Origin of the sequence: Brevibacillus centrosporus, from assembly GCF_046622605.1 — a bacterium.
Lineage (GTDB): Bacteria > Bacillota > Bacilli > Brevibacillales > Brevibacillaceae > Brevibacillus > Brevibacillus centrosporus.
Genome location: NZ_CP176856.1, coordinates 2,903,783 through 2,920,698, shown reverse-complemented (window position 1 = coordinate 2,920,698; position 16,916 = coordinate 2,903,783). Strand labels below are relative to the sequence as shown.

Annotated in this window: 17 protein-coding genes; 3 read left to right on the top strand and 14 right to left on the bottom strand. The window is 48.9% G+C overall.

Annotated elements, in window-relative coordinates:
- Window positions 1-49: 49 nt before the first annotated feature.
- The 3 genes from ACLIN2_RS14875 to ACLIN2_RS14865 all read right to left on the bottom strand — a co-directional run bounded on the left by ACLIN2_RS14875 (window position 50) and on the right by ACLIN2_RS14865 (window position 2,690).
- Window positions 50-853 (bottom strand): SDR family oxidoreductase, encoded by an 804-nt coding sequence (locus ACLIN2_RS14875; RefSeq protein WP_092269967.1) that lies wholly within the window; start codon window positions 851-853, stop codon window positions 50-52.
- Window positions 854-900: 47 nt separating this feature from the next.
- The gene (locus ACLIN2_RS14870; RefSeq protein ID WP_411504433.1) at window positions 901-2,046 is read right to left on the bottom strand and encodes an acyl-CoA dehydrogenase family protein; all 1,146 of its coding nucleotides are present in this window, start codon (window positions 2,044-2,046) and stop codon (window positions 901-903) included.
- Window positions 2,047-2,411: 365 nt separating this feature from the next.
- The gene (locus ACLIN2_RS14865) at window positions 2,412-2,690 is read right to left on the bottom strand and encodes a hypothetical protein (RefSeq protein ID WP_411504432.1); all 279 of its coding nucleotides are present in this window, start codon (window positions 2,688-2,690) and stop codon (window positions 2,412-2,414) included.
- 274 nt (window positions 2,691-2,964) lie between these two features.
- Here ACLIN2_RS14865 and ACLIN2_RS14860 point away from each other — a divergent pair, with 274 nt between their 5' ends.
- Entirely contained in the window at window positions 2,965-4,131 is a 1,167-nt protein-coding gene (locus ACLIN2_RS14860) for an oxalate decarboxylase family bicupin (RefSeq protein ID WP_411504431.1), read from the top strand.
- 55 nt (window positions 4,132-4,186) lie between these two features.
- Here the strand turns inward: ACLIN2_RS14860 and ACLIN2_RS14855 are convergent, their stop codons facing one another.
- The 6 genes from ACLIN2_RS14855 to ACLIN2_RS14830 all read right to left on the bottom strand — a co-directional run bounded on the left by ACLIN2_RS14855 (window position 4,187) and on the right by ACLIN2_RS14830 (window position 10,554).
- Window positions 4,187-5,380 (bottom strand): CaiB/BaiF CoA transferase family protein, encoded by a 1,194-nt coding sequence (locus tag ACLIN2_RS14855; protein WP_411504430.1) that lies wholly within the window; start codon window positions 5,378-5,380, stop codon window positions 4,187-4,189.
- Window positions 5,381-5,430: 50 nt separating this feature from the next.
- Window positions 5,431-6,246 (bottom strand): enoyl-CoA hydratase/isomerase family protein, encoded by an 816-nt coding sequence (locus ACLIN2_RS14850; protein ID WP_400581852.1) that lies wholly within the window; start codon window positions 6,244-6,246, stop codon window positions 5,431-5,433.
- Window positions 6,247-6,295: 49 nt separating this feature from the next.
- Window positions 6,296-7,375, bottom strand: coding sequence for an acyl-CoA dehydrogenase family protein (locus ACLIN2_RS14845; RefSeq protein WP_411504429.1), 1,080 nt, complete (start codon window positions 7,373-7,375; stop codon window positions 6,296-6,298).
- Entirely contained in the window at window positions 7,372-8,526 is a 1,155-nt protein-coding gene (locus ACLIN2_RS14840) for an acyl-CoA dehydrogenase family protein (RefSeq protein ID WP_411504428.1), read from the bottom strand. Before ACLIN2_RS14840 ends, ACLIN2_RS14845 begins: the two co-directional genes overlap by 4 nt.
- 218 nt (window positions 8,527-8,744) lie before the next feature.
- Window positions 8,745-9,524 carry an IclR family transcriptional regulator gene (locus ACLIN2_RS14835; protein ID WP_411504427.1) on the bottom strand — a complete coding sequence of 260 codons (780 nt, stop codon included), beginning with the start codon at window positions 9,522-9,524 and terminating at the stop codon, window positions 8,745-8,747.
- Between the two features lie 88 nt (window positions 9,525-9,612).
- The gene (locus ACLIN2_RS14830; RefSeq protein WP_411504426.1) at window positions 9,613-10,554 is read right to left on the bottom strand and encodes an alpha/beta hydrolase; all 942 of its coding nucleotides are present in this window, start codon (window positions 10,552-10,554) and stop codon (window positions 9,613-9,615) included.
- Between the two features lie 140 nt (window positions 10,555-10,694).
- Here ACLIN2_RS14830 and ACLIN2_RS14825 point away from each other — a divergent pair, with 140 nt between their 5' ends.
- Window positions 10,695-11,138, top strand: coding sequence for an RrF2 family transcriptional regulator (locus tag ACLIN2_RS14825; RefSeq protein WP_411504425.1), 444 nt, complete (start codon window positions 10,695-10,697; stop codon window positions 11,136-11,138).
- A 313-nt stretch (window positions 11,139-11,451) separates the two neighbouring features.
- On the opposite strand, the gene ACLIN2_RS14820 is transcribed toward ACLIN2_RS14825, so the two are convergent.
- The 4 genes from ACLIN2_RS14820 to ACLIN2_RS14805 form a co-directional block, all read right to left on the bottom strand.
- On the bottom strand, window positions 11,452-11,715 hold the full coding sequence (locus tag ACLIN2_RS14820; protein WP_411504424.1) for a hypothetical protein: 264 nt from the start codon (window positions 11,713-11,715) through the stop codon (window positions 11,452-11,454).
- A 251-nt stretch (window positions 11,716-11,966) separates the two neighbouring features.
- A complete protein-coding gene (locus ACLIN2_RS14815; protein WP_411504423.1) occupies window positions 11,967-12,137 on the bottom strand; it encodes a hypothetical protein in 171 nt (56 codons plus the stop codon).
- A gap of 564 nt (window positions 12,138-12,701) precedes the next feature.
- Window positions 12,702-13,046: a potassium channel family protein gene (locus ACLIN2_RS14810; RefSeq protein ID WP_122922807.1), complete on the bottom strand. Its 345-nt coding sequence runs from the start codon at window positions 13,044-13,046 to the stop codon at window positions 12,702-12,704.
- Between the two features lie 174 nt (window positions 13,047-13,220).
- Window positions 13,221-13,832 (bottom strand): DedA family protein, encoded by a 612-nt coding sequence (locus ACLIN2_RS14805; protein WP_411504422.1) that lies wholly within the window; start codon window positions 13,830-13,832, stop codon window positions 13,221-13,223.
- A 209-nt stretch (window positions 13,833-14,041) separates the two neighbouring features.
- Between ACLIN2_RS14805 and ACLIN2_RS14800 the strand changes: the two genes are divergently transcribed.
- Entirely contained in the window at window positions 14,042-15,283 is a 1,242-nt protein-coding gene (locus tag ACLIN2_RS14800; protein WP_411504421.1) for a cysteine desulfurase-like protein, read from the top strand.
- A gap of 255 nt (window positions 15,284-15,538) precedes the next feature.
- Here ACLIN2_RS14800 and ACLIN2_RS14795 read toward each other — a convergent pair whose 3' ends face one another.
- Window positions 15,539-16,855, bottom strand: a complete 1,317-nt coding sequence (locus tag ACLIN2_RS14795) for an acetamidase/formamidase family protein (protein ID WP_411504420.1) — start codon at window positions 16,853-16,855, stop codon at window positions 15,539-15,541.
- Between the last annotated feature and the right edge of the window lie 61 nt (window positions 16,856-16,916).

Sequence of the window (16,916 nt, the reverse complement as noted above, 5' to 3'; positions counted from 1 at the left end):
CGTCCTCCTCACTTTCGGGCAACATGTTCGCGCTTTAAGTTTCTCGCTCTTAATAAGGGACGAACGTCAGTCCTCTACCAAGCGAGTTGCCGCCATCTATCACAATAAATTCGCCTGTCATATACTCTGCTGCCGGGCAGGACAAATAGGTTACCAGCCAACCCAGCTCCTGCAGCCTTCCTGTCCGCCCGAGAGGTACGTCCTGGGTGACTTGCTCTATGAAATGGGGGCCCGCCGAGCTCGCCATTTCCTCTTTCATTCCTTCTGTCACAAATAGACCGGGGCCAATCGAGTTGATACGAATATTGTATTTCGCCCATTCCAAGGCCAATGTACGCATCATCCCGTACACCCCATTTCTTGCGGCTACAGAATGCGCAATCCCCGGAGCACCTCGATGCAGAAAGCTGACCAGGATATTGGTAATTGCCCCTCCCGTCCCTTGCTTGATCATCTGCTTAGCCACTGCCTGGGTGACGTAAAAGGTTCCATTTAAATTATTGTGTATGACAGCATTCCACCCGTTCGGTGTCAGTTCCTCTGATTTTTTAGGAAATTGCCCGCCCGCGTTGTTGACGAGAATATCCACTTTGCCAAAGGATCCTACCGTAAAATCTACCAGCTGCTGGACTTGCTCCGGTACTCTTATGTCTATGGAAATCGCGTGAGTCTCAATCCCCTCCTTTACAAATTCATTCCTGGTTTCTTCCAAAACTTCTTTCCTGCGCCCGGCGATAACGACTTTCGCCCCGCTTTCCCCGAGGGTTTTGGCAATCTGCTTTCCGATGCCTGTGCCTCCCCCAGTTACGATGGCTACTTGATTCGCCAAGAGATTCTCCGAAAAGATCTGCATGATCTCTTCCCCTGCCTTCTACCGGATGGACCGGACATTTATTTATCCTAGAACGTCTTTACTCCCAACAGTTCTCTGGCGATGATCAATCTTCTTACTTCCGACGTGCCTGCACCGATCTCATATAGCTTCGAATCACGCAAATACCGATTCACTGGATAATCGAGCATATAGCCGTAGCCCCCGTGAATTTGCACCGCCTCCAGCGCTACCTTTGTCGCTGTCTCCGCTGTAAAAAGAATAGCAGCCGCAGCCTTCAGCGTTATTTTTTGATTCTCGGCTGCCAGTCGCGCTGCATCGTAAGTAAGCAAGCGAGCTGCTTCCAGTGCGGTGTACATATCTGCAATTTTTGCTTGAATGAGCTGGAAATGGGAGATCGGCTTCCCAAACTGGCTGCGCTCCTTGGCGTATTTGACTGCCTCGCGAAACGCTCCTTCTCCGATTCCCAGTGCCAATGCTGAGACGATCACACGCTCGATATCCAAGCCGGACATCATCACCTTTACTCCCTTGTTCACTTCTCCAAGTACATTTTCGGCTGGAACCTCGCATTCATCGAAGATCAGCTCCCCTGTCTGTGAGCCGCGATTCCCCATTTTTTCCAATCGCTTGGATACCGAAAAGCCAGGAAAGCCCTTTTCTACGAGAAAAGCTGTGATCCCATGCGCTCCTTTCTCTTTGTCTGTCTTCGCGTAGACTAGGATAAGGTCAGCAACAGGCCCATTCGTGATAAACGTTTTGCTGCCATGCAAAATGTATCGGTCGCCTTCTTTTCGTGCCGTCGTCCTCATCCCGACCGCATCCGATCCCGAGCCTGGTTCAGTCAGCCCTAAAGCCCCAATCAGCTTTCCGGTGCATAGGCCAGGCAGATACTTTTTCCTTTGCTCTTCGGTTGCATTGTGGTACAGATTGTGCGTGCATAAATTCGCGTGTGCCGCGTAGGACACCGCAATCGCAGCGCTGTATTTCGCGATTTCCTCCGTAACCATGGCTTGCTCTACAGGTCCCAATCCTGCACCACCGTATTCCTCCGGGACAGTCAGTCCAAGCACGCCAAGCTCTCCCAGCTTGTTCCACATGTCCTTTGGCCACTCATCTTTGCGATCCATTTCTTCAGCGATCGGTTCAATTTCTCTTTTCACAAAGCTGCTTACCGTCTTCCTCAGCAAATCAAATTCCTGGGGAAAATCCATATACGCCACCACCTGTTTGGGTAGACTGCTGTCAGGCTATTTTCACCCGACTTGATTAAGCAAGGACCGTACCAGACCGAATCTTTTTACTGATTCGCTAGCCTTATCACAGAACGGGCAGCGAATAATTGGTTATCTTTCGTGCATTCGTCCCGTTTCATAGACAGATGTGCATTTTTTAAACAATTTGTTTGGAGGGATAAGAAGTTAACATAATAAACATTCCGTAACCTATTTTCGAAACAGCTCGTCCCTTTCCTGAATCCTCCACTAGGTACACTCATGAAAACAACAAAAAAGCACATGGTTTCCTGTAAAAATCCATGTACTCTTCTCTTCACTCGCGAAAGATATGTCATTTGTAGTTATTCAAAGATCGATACACTTTTCCCCATCGTGTTTACGCCTGTATAGGTGCGCGGATCAAATTTCTCCACACACATCACCTCAGACACCATGAGTGGCTGCTCCGAAATGAGATCCTTGATTTGCAGATCGCTGTAAAATTCGTACGCATACCGATGGAGAAACCGGATACGCCAGATTTTCTGTCCTTGCAAAGAAGCGAAAAACTGCTGAAGGTGTGTACATAGATCTTTCCGTGACTCAACGATTTGCTGACAGGTCAGACATATATATTCCACGTTCCATTCCTCCAGACTGATGATAGTAAAAACACAAGCCCCTCTAGAATGCATTCCATGAAGGAAACCGAGGCGAAACTGAAATAGAATGATTCTTATTTATTTTAATCCTATAATTCATACCGGTCAAGTGTGTTTAATGAGTTTCGCAGCCTTTATTCCCAATTGTCCAAGCCCAATTTTGAATAAGAGGCAAGCTTCTGACCATATCTTTGTTTATGAAAGAAGCGAGTAGCTGAGAAACCATACAATCGTGAAAGGAGGCCGCGGAAAAATGGGAAAATCGAAATCAGATCGCCCTATGCCCGAGCCGATGAGAAGTGATGGGGCTGGCTGGGTCGATCAAGGTCCTCGAAATATTGCACGCGATCTGCAAAACCCAGATATGCTCGTTCCTCCCATTACGGACAACGGCTTGCTCCCAAATTTGAAGTTTTCTTTTTCTGACGCTGTCATGACATTGAACCATGGCGGATGGTCTCGTGAAGTGACCGTTCGTGAGCTCCCCATTGCAACCACGTTGGCTGGTGTCAACATGAGCCTGACCCCAGGAGGCGTCCGGGAGCTTCACTGGCATCAACAGGCAGAATGGTCGTATATGCTATTGGGACGGGCGCGGATTACTTCAGTTGATCAGGATGGGCGTAATTTTATCGCGGACATCGGACCTGGGGATCTGTGGTATTTTCCGCCGGGAATCCCCCACTCCATCCAAGGTCTTGAGGAAGGGTGTGAATTTTTACTTGTTTTCGACGACGGAAATTTTTCCGATTTAAATACGTTGTCGATCTCGGATTGGTTCGCGCATACCCCTCGTGACGTGCTTTCCGACAATTTTGGTGTACCTGAGAATGCTTTCGCCCATATCCCGCCCAAGCAGGTGTACATTTTTCAGGGAGAGGTCCCCGGCTCGATCCGAGAAGAGGAGGTGGAATCCCCCTATGGGACGGTTCCTTTGAGCTTTACCCATCGCCTGCTCGCTCAAAAACCAATCGTGACCCCGGGAGGTAGTGTACGGATCGTTGATTCGCGCAACTTTCCTATATCCAAGACGATTGCGGCAGCACTGGTCGAAATCAAACCAGGAGCCATGCGAGAGCTGCATTGGCATCCCAATAATGACGAATGGCAATATTACTTGACTGGTCAAGGGCGCATGACGGTATTTACGGGAGAAGGTACAGCCCGTACCTTTGACTACCGTGCAGGGGACGTCGGCTATGTCCCTTTTGCAACCGGTCATTACATACAAAACACGGGGAATACGACACTCTGGTTTCTGGAGATGTTCAAAAGCGATCGGTTTGTCGACGTATCCTTGAATCAATGGATGGCACTTACCCCGCATGACCTCGTCAGTGCCAATTTGAATGTCGGCCCAGAATTGATAGATTCTTTGCGAAAGGAAAAATGGCCCGTCGTGAAATACCCTGGCTATTAACTGTTGTGATCTTTTAACAAGAAGAGCACGCCATAAATGCGCGCTCTTTTTTCGTTTACCCTTTTCCAATCACTTTGCTTGCTCTCCATCCTTCAATCTGCTCTGGCAAAAAGCCCATCTCCAGCAATATTTCCTCCGTATGCTCGCCCAGAAGCGGTGGATGCCTGTGAACCTGTGCAGGTGTATCGGAAAGCTTCACGGGAAAGCCGGGCATTTTCAAATCTTTTACGATCGGATGCTCTACTTCGAGCACCATCTCGCGTGCCAGCACCTGAGGGTGATTCAAGACTTGATCTACGGTATGAATCGGGCCTGCGGGAACACCTGCTTGATCAAGCTTGTGAATGATTTCCTGTCTGTCCATTTCAGCGATGCGTGCAGAAATAATGGCAACCAGAAAGTCACGATGGGCGACTCGGTCGTCATTGGTCTGAAACCGTGGATCTTCTCGCAAATCTTCCCACCCCAAAGCACGACAGGCTCGCTCCCACAGGCTGTTGTTTGCGATCGCTAGAATGATATCCCCATCTTTTGCCGGAAAAGCTTGGTACGGAACGATGGAAGGATGGGCAGAACCTAGTCGGCCAGAAGCACGGCCTGTGGCAAAGTAGCTCGTCGCAAGGTAATTGAGGAGAACGACCTGACCATCCAAGAGACTGACATCGATGAACTGCCCTTTGCCGGTTCTTTCGCGGGCTATGAGGGCAGACAGAATCCCATAGACGGCAAACATCCCTGCATTCATATCGACAAGGGAGGTCCCTACCTTGACAGGTGCACGGCCTTCCTCTCCAGTTATGCTCATCAGGCCACCGTACCCCTGGAGCAGCAAGTCGTAGCCTGCTCGATTCTTCTCGGGGCCAGTACGTCCAAATCCAGATACGGAGCAATAAATCAGCTTGGGATTAATCTGTCTTATTTGTTCATAGCCCAGCCCCATCTGATCCAGAGCGCCCGTGCGAAAATTTTCTACCAGTATATCTGCTGTCTTGGCTAGCTCATAGATGATCTCTCTTCCTTCCTCCCCTTTGAGATCCACTGTTATGCTTCTCTTGTTTCGATTGGACGCAAGGTAATAGCTGCTGATGCCATCCCAAGTAGGCGGAGTAAACCGACGCGTCTCATCTCCTACGTCTGGCTGCTCCACTTTGATAATGTCTGCGCCCATGTCACCGAGCAGCATGGTGCAAAACGGTCCCGCCAATGTTCTCGACAAATCTAGTACACGGATATGATCTAACGCCTGCAAAGGGGACCCTCCCTTCAATCACTCGGTAGTTTCTGCATCGCCGTTTTCTACTAGCTGAACTTGGGCGGTCGTTTTTCGGCGATCGCTCGTACTCCCTCCTGATAATCCTCAAGCTCGGTTACCAGACCCATTGCAGATGAAATCATATCTAGCGATGTGCGCAGATCCGTCGACATGCCTTGGTAGACGGCTCGCTTCATAAAACGCATCGTTTCTTGCGGACCGCTCGCCAATCGCCGCACATACGCATCAACGAATGCATCAAGCTCCTCATCCGGCACGACATGCGTGATCAATCCTATCTGTTTTGCTTCCTCCGCCGTATAGGTATCACCGGTCCAAAGAATTTCCAGCGCCCGATCGACTCCTACCAGTCGAGGTAAAAAGTATGCTCCTCCATCTCCCGGAACGATACCCGCTTTGATGTAACCCTCCGCAACTCTTACACGTTGTGCGGCGATCCGAATATCGCACATCAGAGCCATATCCAAGCCGGCCCCCGTGGCAACACCGTTCATCTTGGCGATCACAGGCTTATCGATTTCCTGCAGCAAGAGCGGAATTCGTTGCACACGCTTCCACAGGCTCTTTTTGCGAGCGAGACCAGTTGATGACAGATCTTCTGCCTCGGTATTGTTGTGTAAAAACCCATCCCCGCGGACCATGGATTTGATATCTCCTCCACTGCAAAAGGATCTTCCATTTCCTGTAAGGACTACCACCCTGACAGAATCATCGTCACGAACAGACTCCAGAGCTTTGATCCATAGATCGATCATTTCCGTACTGAATGCATTCAGAGCTTCCGGTCGATTCAGCGTAATGGTGGCAATTCCCTCGTTTACTGTATAGAGCAGATCGGTCATCTTCCCGTCCCCTTTCCCATTTGCGGAAAATCGATTTGTTCGGTAACAACTATCCTTGCCGACTGATTGCTGGTTCGGTTAGAAACGGCCATAGTTCGTTATCTGCGAGCTGCATGAGCTGTTCCGCCAGCTTTTCTGCCCATAGGGTCTCATTCCCCCATTCTTCCCGCCAGGAAAGGACGCGACGTGTGCTTTGATGCAAAATGTGCTCATGGGTGAATCCGATAGCCCCGTGCACCTGATGCGCGATGGGCGCAACGGTTCCTGCAGCTTCGTTGATACGGATCTTTGCCATGGCGATGGCTTTCGAACCCGGAGTATGCTCATTCGCTGCTATTGCGCTTTGGGCAGCTATGTCGGCAGCCGTTACCTCCCCTGCCATAGCCGCCAAATGCTGCTGAATGGCTTGAAAGCGATGCAGCGGCTTGCCAAATTGGGTGCGCTCTGATGTATAGGCAGCGGTCAGCTCCAGAATGCGCTCCAAGGCTCCTGCCATCATGACCGAACGGCAAAGTGCGCCTGTGTATAGCAGCCACTCCTTTACCTGTTTGGCCTCTATGGAGAATACCCGACTCTCGGCAACGGCTGCGTGGTTAAGAATTACAGTGTCTCTCGCTTCTCCCGCCATATTCTGTCCGTTGATAATCAACGCATCATCGGAGCTTACGATGGCAAGAGAGCTGCGGGAATTCTCCTCCCCGATAACCAGCATCTGCTTCGTGTACCTGGCCCACGGCACATTCACGGCTTTACCTGTTATCTGCCAGCCATCCTGCGTGCGGATGAATTGGATCGGTTCCACCTCGTTACACAAAATGGTGAGCGGGTCCGTAGAGACGGGCATTTCCAAATCGGACAACAGCCAATTGCTCATATACGTTTCCGCTAGTGGAATCGGCGCTGCGTATTTGCCAGCCAGCCGCAGAATGTGGTACGCATCTGTAAAACTGCCCCCTGTTCCATCGAGTGACTCGGGAACAGCAACAGTCGTCATGCCTGACTCAGCCAAAATCCCCCACAGCTCAGCTGCCCAGTGTCCGTTTTCTGCTTCATTAACGAGCTCCTTCGTACACACATCTTTCATGATTTTCGTCGTGGAGTGAATCAAGATCTTCGTGACGTCGTTCACTTTGCGATCACCCCTTTCGCCACGATTCCACGCAAAATTTCGGTCGTCCCTCCACGCAGTGTGAACCCAGGTGCATGCAAGACTGCCTGAGCCATCAGCTGATCCAATCGGTTTGCAGCATTCGTCGAAGGTGTAGTCGGGATGAGCAGCCTTGCGATTTCAGCCACCTGCTGCTCGAATTTGGTCCCCATGTCCTTGACGAGGGCAGCAGCAATATCTGGACTCTCTCCCTTTTCCAAAAGGTGTGCGATACCGATCGACATCTGCCGCAGCGTACACAAACGCGAAACAAGCTTGCTTCCCTGAGCCATCAAATGCTTGTCACCTTTCTTGCGCAATTGGTTTATCAGCTCTTCCAGCAGCGGATAGGTGCTCAGAAATCGCTCAGGACCACTGCGCTCATATGCCAGCTCCGTCATTCCCTGCTTCCATCCGTTGCCCTCCACACCGATCAGCCTGTTCTCGGGAAGGAAGACATCTTCAAAAAACACTTCGTTAAAATGATGCTCGCCTGTCATGAGCAGGATCGGCCGAATGGTTACACCAGGCGCGGTCAAGTCAACCAAGAGCTGGCTCATCCCCTCGTGACGCTTTTCGGGATGGTACGGGGACGTGCGGCACAGGGTGATCATGTAATGGGCATGATGCGCACCACTCGTCCACGTCTTACTCCCGTTCAAAATCCATCCGCCATCTATTTTTTCCGCTCTCGTATGTACGGCTGCCAGGTCCGACCCGGCGTTTGGCTCACTTAATCCAATAGCAAAATAGCATTCCCCGCGTGCAATTCGCGGCAGAAACTCCCTGCATTGTTCATCTGTACCGTAACGGAGCAAAAGTGGTCCCGTCTGCCGATCGGCAATCCAATGGCCGGCTACGGGAGCACCAGCTGCCAAAAGCTCCTCAATGACCACATACCGCTCAATGGCTGAACGCTCATGACCACCGTATTTTAGAGGCCAAGTCATTCCGATCCAACCCCGCTCCCCCAATTTACGGCTGAAATCCGCAGAGAACCCGCTCAACCATGTATCGCACTTGGGGACAAAAGCTCCGTGCTCTTTCTCCTGCTTAAGAAAATCCCGTATCTGTGTCCGAAGGCGTCCTGTCTGTTCCGAGATTTCTCCAATCGGCAATTGCAGGCTGTTCATAGCTAACCTCCTCGACCAAGCTGTATAGATGGGAAACATTAACGTACCGTTTATCGGTACGCAATTCCTATAATTGAAATGATACACGAGAAAAAAGCTCAATTCAACACAATAGACTGAATTAAACAAAAATTTAACCCCTTCTCTTCTCATGCAAAAAAGCTACGTAATCCACTCATTGGCTGCAATGGAGTGAGCTACATAGCTTGCAAAGGTACTCAATATTCTTTGGTATGGGAAAACTTGAACTCATCTGAGATCTGTCTGGCTGTTTGCGTGATTGCCTGAATGAACTCTTGAAATCGTTCATCCGTGACTCGAATCATAGGGGCAGAAATCGAGATACCTGCGATCGTCTCCCCCCCTCGATTAAAGATGGGGGCACTGACTGAGCAGACACCCACAACACGTTCTCCATTGCTGCTGGCATAGCCTCTTTGCCGAACCTCCGCCAGTTCATCTGCAAGTTTTTCCTTATCGACCACCGTAGCGCTTGTTATCGGCTGCAAAGTTGTTTGCTGCATATACATCGCTAGCTTTTCAGGAGGCAAATAGGCAAGCAATAGCTTGGCAGATGCACCCGCATAGAGCGGTGAAGTTTGTCCAATGTACGATATCGTCATCAGATCGTGCTTCCCCTCTTCAAAAGCGATGCATTTTCGTTCGTTATTTTCAATGATATTCAGATAGACACTCTCACCAAAACGATCCCGGACCGCCTTGAGATAGGGTTTGGTCACGGTAAGCAGATGCGAATGCTCCTCCACCAGCTTGCCCAAATAATAAAGCTCATTTCCGAGGCGGTATGTTTTTCGCTTCTCGTCTTTTTCCAAAAATCCAAAGTTCACCAATGTATGTAAAATCCTTTGCAGACTGGATTTGGATAAGCCAAGCTTACGGTGAAACTCCGCCAAGGAAATTTCCTTCTCCTCCTTGGAAAAGCATCGCAGGATATGGATGGTACGACTTATCGTCTGCATAGATTGATCTGCGCTCACCGCTATCACTTCCCATACTCAATAGTGAGTCCATGGTATCATTTTTCAAGGAAATGATAAACCCATCTTCCAAACATTCAGAATGCGTTTACTCTTTGTGCAAGGCGCGCTTCAAGGCTTGATTGTACTCCTGTTTTGCTCGTTTGCTGACCGACGCATTCGGTACCGAGTGCTCGAAGCCGTGGAAGCAACCTGGATAGAGATGAAACTCGACAGGCACCTTGGCCTGAGTCAGCTTTAACACGTATTCAATCGTCTCGTCACGAAACGGATCCAAATCTCCTATGCATGTATACGTAGGGGGAAGCCGTGAAAAATCGGTTGCACGAGCCGGAGCCGCATAAGGAGATACTTCTCCGCCAGCCAGCTCTCCCAGATACATTTCCCAGCCTTGTCGGTTAAACTTCGCATTCCATACGCGATGATCCGTGATCTCATTACTAGAAACGGTGATATGACGGTCGTCGATCATGGGATACAGCGGCATCTGAAAAGCGATGGCTGGGCCGTTTCGATCTCTCGCCAACATGGAGACAGCGGCAGTCAAGCCTCCTCCTGCACTGGCTCCTACCACAGCTATGCGAGCTGGATCGACTCCCATTTCCACTGCGTTCGCTGCGAACCAAAGCAATGCCGAGTAGCAGTCCTCCAGTGGAATCGGATAGGGATGCTCCGGTGCCAGACGGTAATCGACAGAGACTACCACGCTGGAGAGGTCATGGGCTAATTCCTGGCAAGTATCATCGAACGTTTCAACACTTCCGACAATGTATCCGCCTCCATGAATGTAGAGGATTCCAGGAAGCGTCTCCGTCTTGGTGCGCGGAGAGTAAACCCTGACACGGAGCTGGTATTCTCCATCTGCTGCAGGTATGAACCTATCCTCTATGGAAAGGGCTGGGTTCTGCGGTGCACCTACGAACATCTCATCCATCGCTTTTCTCATGGGTTCGAGATTCTCCCGATCGAAGTTCAATTCAGGCATTACTGACAGCATCGTACGCAGCTCTGGATGCACTCTCTCTTCCATAGCTATTCCTCCTCCACAATTGGAAACGCATTCATTTTAATTGTGATCGAATCATCACAATTAAAATATACTAAGCTATGGTATAATAGTCAACGAAATATTCGGACTATTTTTCTTTGTTGACGCAGGAGGATATTTTCATGCAGCTGTTGATTCAATCTGGCGACCTTGGTCCAAAATGGTTTCATGTCGCCTTGAGAGCTCTTGTTTTGATGGCGGAGCAAAAGAGCATGGTAAAAAGCAATCAGCTCGCGGACGCAATTGGAGAAGATCCAACGTTTGTCCGAAAAATACTGGCGAAGCTGGCAAAGGAAGAACTGGTAAAGACATTTGGCGGAAGATACGGCGGGTATGTATTGGAAAAGGATCCTCACTCCATCACGGTCCTGCATGTGTATCAGGCGCTTAGCTCTTCTGATATGATCCCCCATTGGTCGGTTCCATCTACAGGCTCCGAGCTATTTATTTCCTTGATCATTTCAAAGGCGGAGGAAAGATTTCAATCGACCTTGGCTGATTATACGATAGCAGATATTCTGCTCCATAAAACGGAGCCCCGCCATCAGGATAAACCTGGAAATTAACGGCCCCTCATGCCTTAGTAAAAAAGCCTGCTTTCTGCTTTTTCGTAAAGAAGAGAGTAGACTTTTCGTTTTGAGAGATGCTTATGAAAACGTAGGTTGCCTTGGTTCCTCTTGCTTGTTTGACTGCGATTGCGGTGTCATCACCCCGGATCGCAGGACGCGAGAATCGGAGGAGCTTAGCTTCCAAGGGATGCTGTCTGTAAACCTATCCGGTACGGCGTTGAATGGATGGCGTAACATGGTTTTAGTATAGTATTGGGCCGTATAAGAATTTAGTGCCTTGACGAGAGATCATTTGTTAATAAGAGTTATATTATTTGAATCGATCCTCGGTTATTATGTACACATGCCCGATATTCTCAGGATGGTCTCCCGCTAAGTTCTTCACTACTCTAACTTTGTATAACCCATCAAGTCTACCAAAATCGAGGTAGTGAGGAGACTCTTTTTCCGGCGCTTTTCCAACGTCTATCGTTAGTCCAATTGACTGCAAAACCTTCAATGCATCAGCAGGGTACTTTAACACTTCAACCGGTCTTACTTCAATACTAGCCACGTTACCTTCTATGAACTTCACGCTAATTTCACCGATTTCCGTTCTGTAAGTATGTCGAACCGCTTTTGATGTCTCCTCGGTCGAGAGAGACATCCAAGACCCGGTCATCGTTAGTTTTGGATTACCCAGTAGAGATGTTACCTCGGTCTCAGATTTTCCTACGATCGATTTGATATCGAATGTGATATCGTGATCTGCAAACGAAGGTCCTAAGTCGTACGAGAAGTTTCCTGACGGCTCCGTCGGCTTCGTTAGCAACCCATATTTATTTGCTATGGCAGCTTTTTTTCCTCCGTTAATCCTGGCTTTTCTAAAGCAGATTCTTTGGAACTTACTACTTTTGCATCTATATGTACAGATGAGACTTCCTTTAAACCTTGCCCTTGGTCGCTACATCCGACTATTATTGCTACCGTAGCCATTATGCATAGGATACGTTTCATGGCCCTCCCCTTCCCAAATTGTTACTAATAATTAATTGTACTTTCACTTAGAAAAATATTCCATATATTAATCGCATAATTTTGATTATAGATGCGCTGAAGATCCTCACTATATTTGGAGTAAAAATGTACTTAGTAGTGAGAGTAAGAATAACCTAGAAGAAAAGTTAAGTGTAATATCAAAAGCCTTAGCAGCCAATCTAAGACCTGAAAATAAAGGATTAGATTGGCCGCTGTTTTAATTATTGGTTGCAGTCTAAAACCAATTTTAATGAGCTGTGGTCTTTTTGGCCAAAAAACTGCGTAAGATCAAGAACTTTAGTCTAGAACATTATTATCTATGAACAATATTGTCAGTGAAAAAATTAATTACGGGTTCGGTCGTACAATAGAAGCAGCGGAAGTCTAGGACTTTACTATTTTACTAAATCTAAGAGTTTTGAAGTGCGAAAAGTCTTTTAGATTCAACATGTCGAGCCCAATACTTTATTTTCAACAAAAAGCAGTAATTTACAGTTGATGCACCTTTCCAAGTTGTCTCGGACGTTTGAACGACCCCACGCCCTATTCCTCACTTCTATCCTCTGAGCCCCTCTTGGTTGTTCTCGTGACCGTTAGCTTTCGAATCAACCCAAGAATGATCCCTAGGCCTGTAAACAAATACAGGATGGTAAATATTTTGCCCAGATCCGTTTTAGGTGCCAGGTCCCCGTAGCCGACAGTCGTCAAAGTCGTCACACTGAAATAAATCGCATCCACCCAACGAAATCCTTCGACAGTTGCGTAAAAGATCGTTCCGGACAACAAAGTAGTTAGGGTCAAAACGAGAAGCCCCTGGAATTCCTTGTCTTTCATCGAGTGAAAAAACGACGAAATAAGATGCTTCAGCGTTATGAGGAACGAAATCATCGACATTCCCCTTTCCTATGTAATTTCGCCGCGCCTTATCGCCACCAAGAAAGCGATCACGCTCATTTTTTGATTTCTTTAGCTTTCCCTTCTCATTTTGGATTAATCAGGAAACGATGGGCGCGTGGCGTGTGCACCCAATCCACAAAAAAAGAGGTGCTGCTCGCACCTCTTTTACGATTTAACTCCTCTTTTTCGCAGAAATAGAATCAGAAATATGACGATTCCTCCGCCGATGACCGCATATGCCACCGTCGAATACATGTCCATGAAAGTCAAAATCTCTTCCCAGGACTGCCCCAGAAATGCCCCGAGCATCACGAGTGCGACATTCCATATCAAGGTTCCCAAGGTCGTGAACAGCAAAAATAGCCACACGTTCATTTTCGTCATCCCCGCAGGAACGGAAATCAGGCTTCTGACCAAGGGCACCATTCTGCACAGGAAAATCGTCCAGTACCCATATTTATCGAACCACACATTCGCTCGTGCGATATCCCCTCGCTTCAAGCGCAGGATATGACCCCAACGGTCGACAAGCACTTCTATTTTTTCCAACTCTAGATAATAGCCGATCCCGTATAGCACGATTGCCCCCATCACAGATCCCATCGTAGCTGAAATAATGACGCCCGGAATCGATAACGTCGTGTACGTCGTCATGAATCCACTGAAGGTAAGAATCACTTCAGAAGGAATCGGCGGAAACACATTTTCCAAAGCCATCAGTAAAAAAATGCCAATATAGCTGAACTGCTCTAAAAAAGCAGTAATCCACGTTTGCATGGTATCCCTCTCATCCCTAGATTGATCTGGTGGTGAGTGACAGTCAGAGCACCCTATCAAGTATTACGTATCTCCTTTTAGTATAGATACCCTCGAGCCATTTGTACAATTCGAAACCAAGAAAGGAGATTCTCTCTATAATTGGCTGATTATTGTGATAATATGGAGGTTGTAGGATTCTATCTGGTAGCCAAAAGGAGACGTGGACGATGACCAAAACGACGGAACTCTTTCCAATCGCGGCAGTTCGAGAACAGTTTCCCGCCTTGCAGCGGACTTACAAAGGTAAACAAGCCGTTTATTTTGACGGCCCTGGAGGTTCGCAAGTCGTAAAAAGCTCCATGGATGCCATTTATGCCTATATGCAAAACGGCGGGGCCAACCTGCATGGTTCCTTCCCGAGCAGTCGTGAAACCGAACAAACCATAGCGAGTGCAAAGGAAGCCGTAGCTGCCCTCTTTGGAGTGAAAGCGGAGGAAGTCGCCTTTGGAGCGAACATGACGACGCTGACCTTTGCGATTGCACGCGCGCTGGGCAAGCACTGGCAAGAGGGCGATGAAATTATCGTATCCGAGCTGGATCATCGCGCGAACGTCGATCCATGGCTGACGATCGCTGCAGACCGCGGGATGACCGTGCGCTGGCTCCCTGTGGACCCAGACACCCTTACCTTGCGTGTAGATGAGCTGGATTCTTTGTTGAATCCGCGAACACGTCTGGTAGCCGTTGGTCTTGCTTCCAATGCTGTCGGTACGATCAATCCCGTTGCTGCGATTTCCGAAAAAGCTCATGCTCTCGGTATTCCCGTCGCCGTCGATGCTGTCCACGCCGTCCCGCATCTTGCCATCGACCGAGACGCTTTGGGTGCTGATATTCTTCTCTGCTCTGCCTATAAGTTTTTTGGCCCGCACGTCGGGATTGCCGTCATTCGCCAAGAGCTGTTTGAACAGCTGCAGCCATACAAACTCCAACCCGCTCCCACCTACATACCAGATAAACTGGAAACAGGCACGCAAAATCACGAGGGGATCGCGGGAATAAGACCCGCTATCGAATTTATTGCGGGATTGGGGAACGGAGATAGCCTTGCTGCGCAAATCCAATCCGGCTATGAACGAATCGAAGTCTATGAAAACGAGCTGGCAGAAAAGCTGAGACATGCGCTGTCCCTGATTCCTTCTGTCACCTTGTTCCAGGCTGCCCCTGATGTCCCCAAGACGCCAACACTCGCCTTCCGTGTAGAGGGCTGGTCCCCGCAAGCCTTCTGCGAGAGAATGTGCGAGGACTACGGGATCTTCATCGCAGACGGAGATTTCTACGCAATGACACTCGCGGACAAGCTGGGGATAAATGAAAGTGGCGGCTGGATTCGTGCAGGGCTGGCACCGTATAATACCTTGGAGGAAGTGGACCGTTTCATTCAAGGAATCAAAGAACTGACCCAAAGCTGATCAGCTGAAATAGAATTGCCCAAAAGTGACAAAAAGAAATATCCCCTCGTGGTTGTATTGTGTAGCAACCTTCGAGGGGATTTTCTATGAGTCAACTTTTGCGTACGAATGATTCAGAGTGTAAGAATCCGCCAGCAGGATCACTCGGAATGGGGGTCGCCTCCCCATCCAATAAAAATGCACCCCGTCGAGAGTTCCTCTAGCTTTTCCCATGTCTATTCGTAGGAGTGCCTATCGCTTGTCTCTCTGACTTTCTTATTCTATGTAGCGGGAGTACTGTTCTTTTGCCAGCTCCAGCAATCCGATTTTCTCCAGCCGTTCTACGGGTGCTAGGAAAGTGACCGTAACAACACCCGGGTGACGGCCAATCTGGATTGCCCCTGTAATGGTAGCCCGATTCAATACCTCAGGAACGGTCATTTCCAACAAATCAGCTGCACGCTGCAGCCCGTTCTCCGTCGCTACGTTCAGATTGGCACCCGTACCGATGACCGATAGGGGCAGAGACTCTTCCAGTTTGTCCAGCTCCCATGTTTTGGCGTAATGCAGCGCTTTTGCCTTTTCCTCCGCTGTAAACGGCTTTGCCAAATAGGGAAGATCTTCTTCTACCGGCAACAATACAGGACCATCTATGGAAAGCCCGGGTATAACATGGACTTGCAAGGTGACAATGCCGGAAACATCCGTCGTGTGGCCGGCAATTTCCCCATCCCCCTGCATCGCGTGCATGTCGCCGAGATAAACACCACCACCAGGTACTTTTACAGGGCAAATCAAGATGGCGTTCTCGCGCACACGGTTGATATCCATATGCCCATCCGTCTTGTGCTGATCGAGTTGTTCTTTGGTCATGGCGTACTCATGGGGAGCACCGACGAGAAAAGCACCAAAGTCTCCCGCATTATGCGAGTCAGGAATTGCATAGGAAGGAGTTGTCCCCAGCTGGCCAAGAAATGGACGGACGCGGGCAACAACACCAACGAGATCATGCGGGGCAAAGGTGACAATCGGGTTTTGCTGAGATTGCTCAGGTGTATTCATATAGTAGCGACCGTCTTGGGCAATTTTTTCTGCGGCCTTCTGCGGAAGAGTAACTCCAAGCTCTCTGGTTTCATTAAATCCAATCGTGTAACCATTTGTAAACGTAAAGGGAGTAGTTTCTGCACCGCAGTTTACGCAGCGGATGGCTTCTGGTCCGATACCCTCAATTTTTGTCTCTGGATACAGCGTACCGCAGCCAGGACATTTTGCTGCAACAAATGGGTCTCCCAAAAAACGCCCCTCCATCGTCCGCTCATTACCTGATGCAGTCACCATGGAGGTCACTTGAATGGATTTGATTCGGATCGCGATTGCGTCACCTACATTTGCTCCTTCAACAAAAACAGGCTGTGTCACCTCATGTCCACCTCGAAGTGCAGGCGTGATCATGGGTCCCCAGCAGCCCGGGGTGGTATTGGCTACGATAAATCCCCCATCACGAACAGGTCCGAGCATAGCTTTTTCAGGATCTAGGATGCCATTCACAAAAGAATTCACGTAAATGGTTTGTTGCGCTTTGACCTTTTCCATTACGATCTCTCCTCGCTCAGTAAAATGTCCACAAGATTATTATCGCTCTAACAATTCCAGG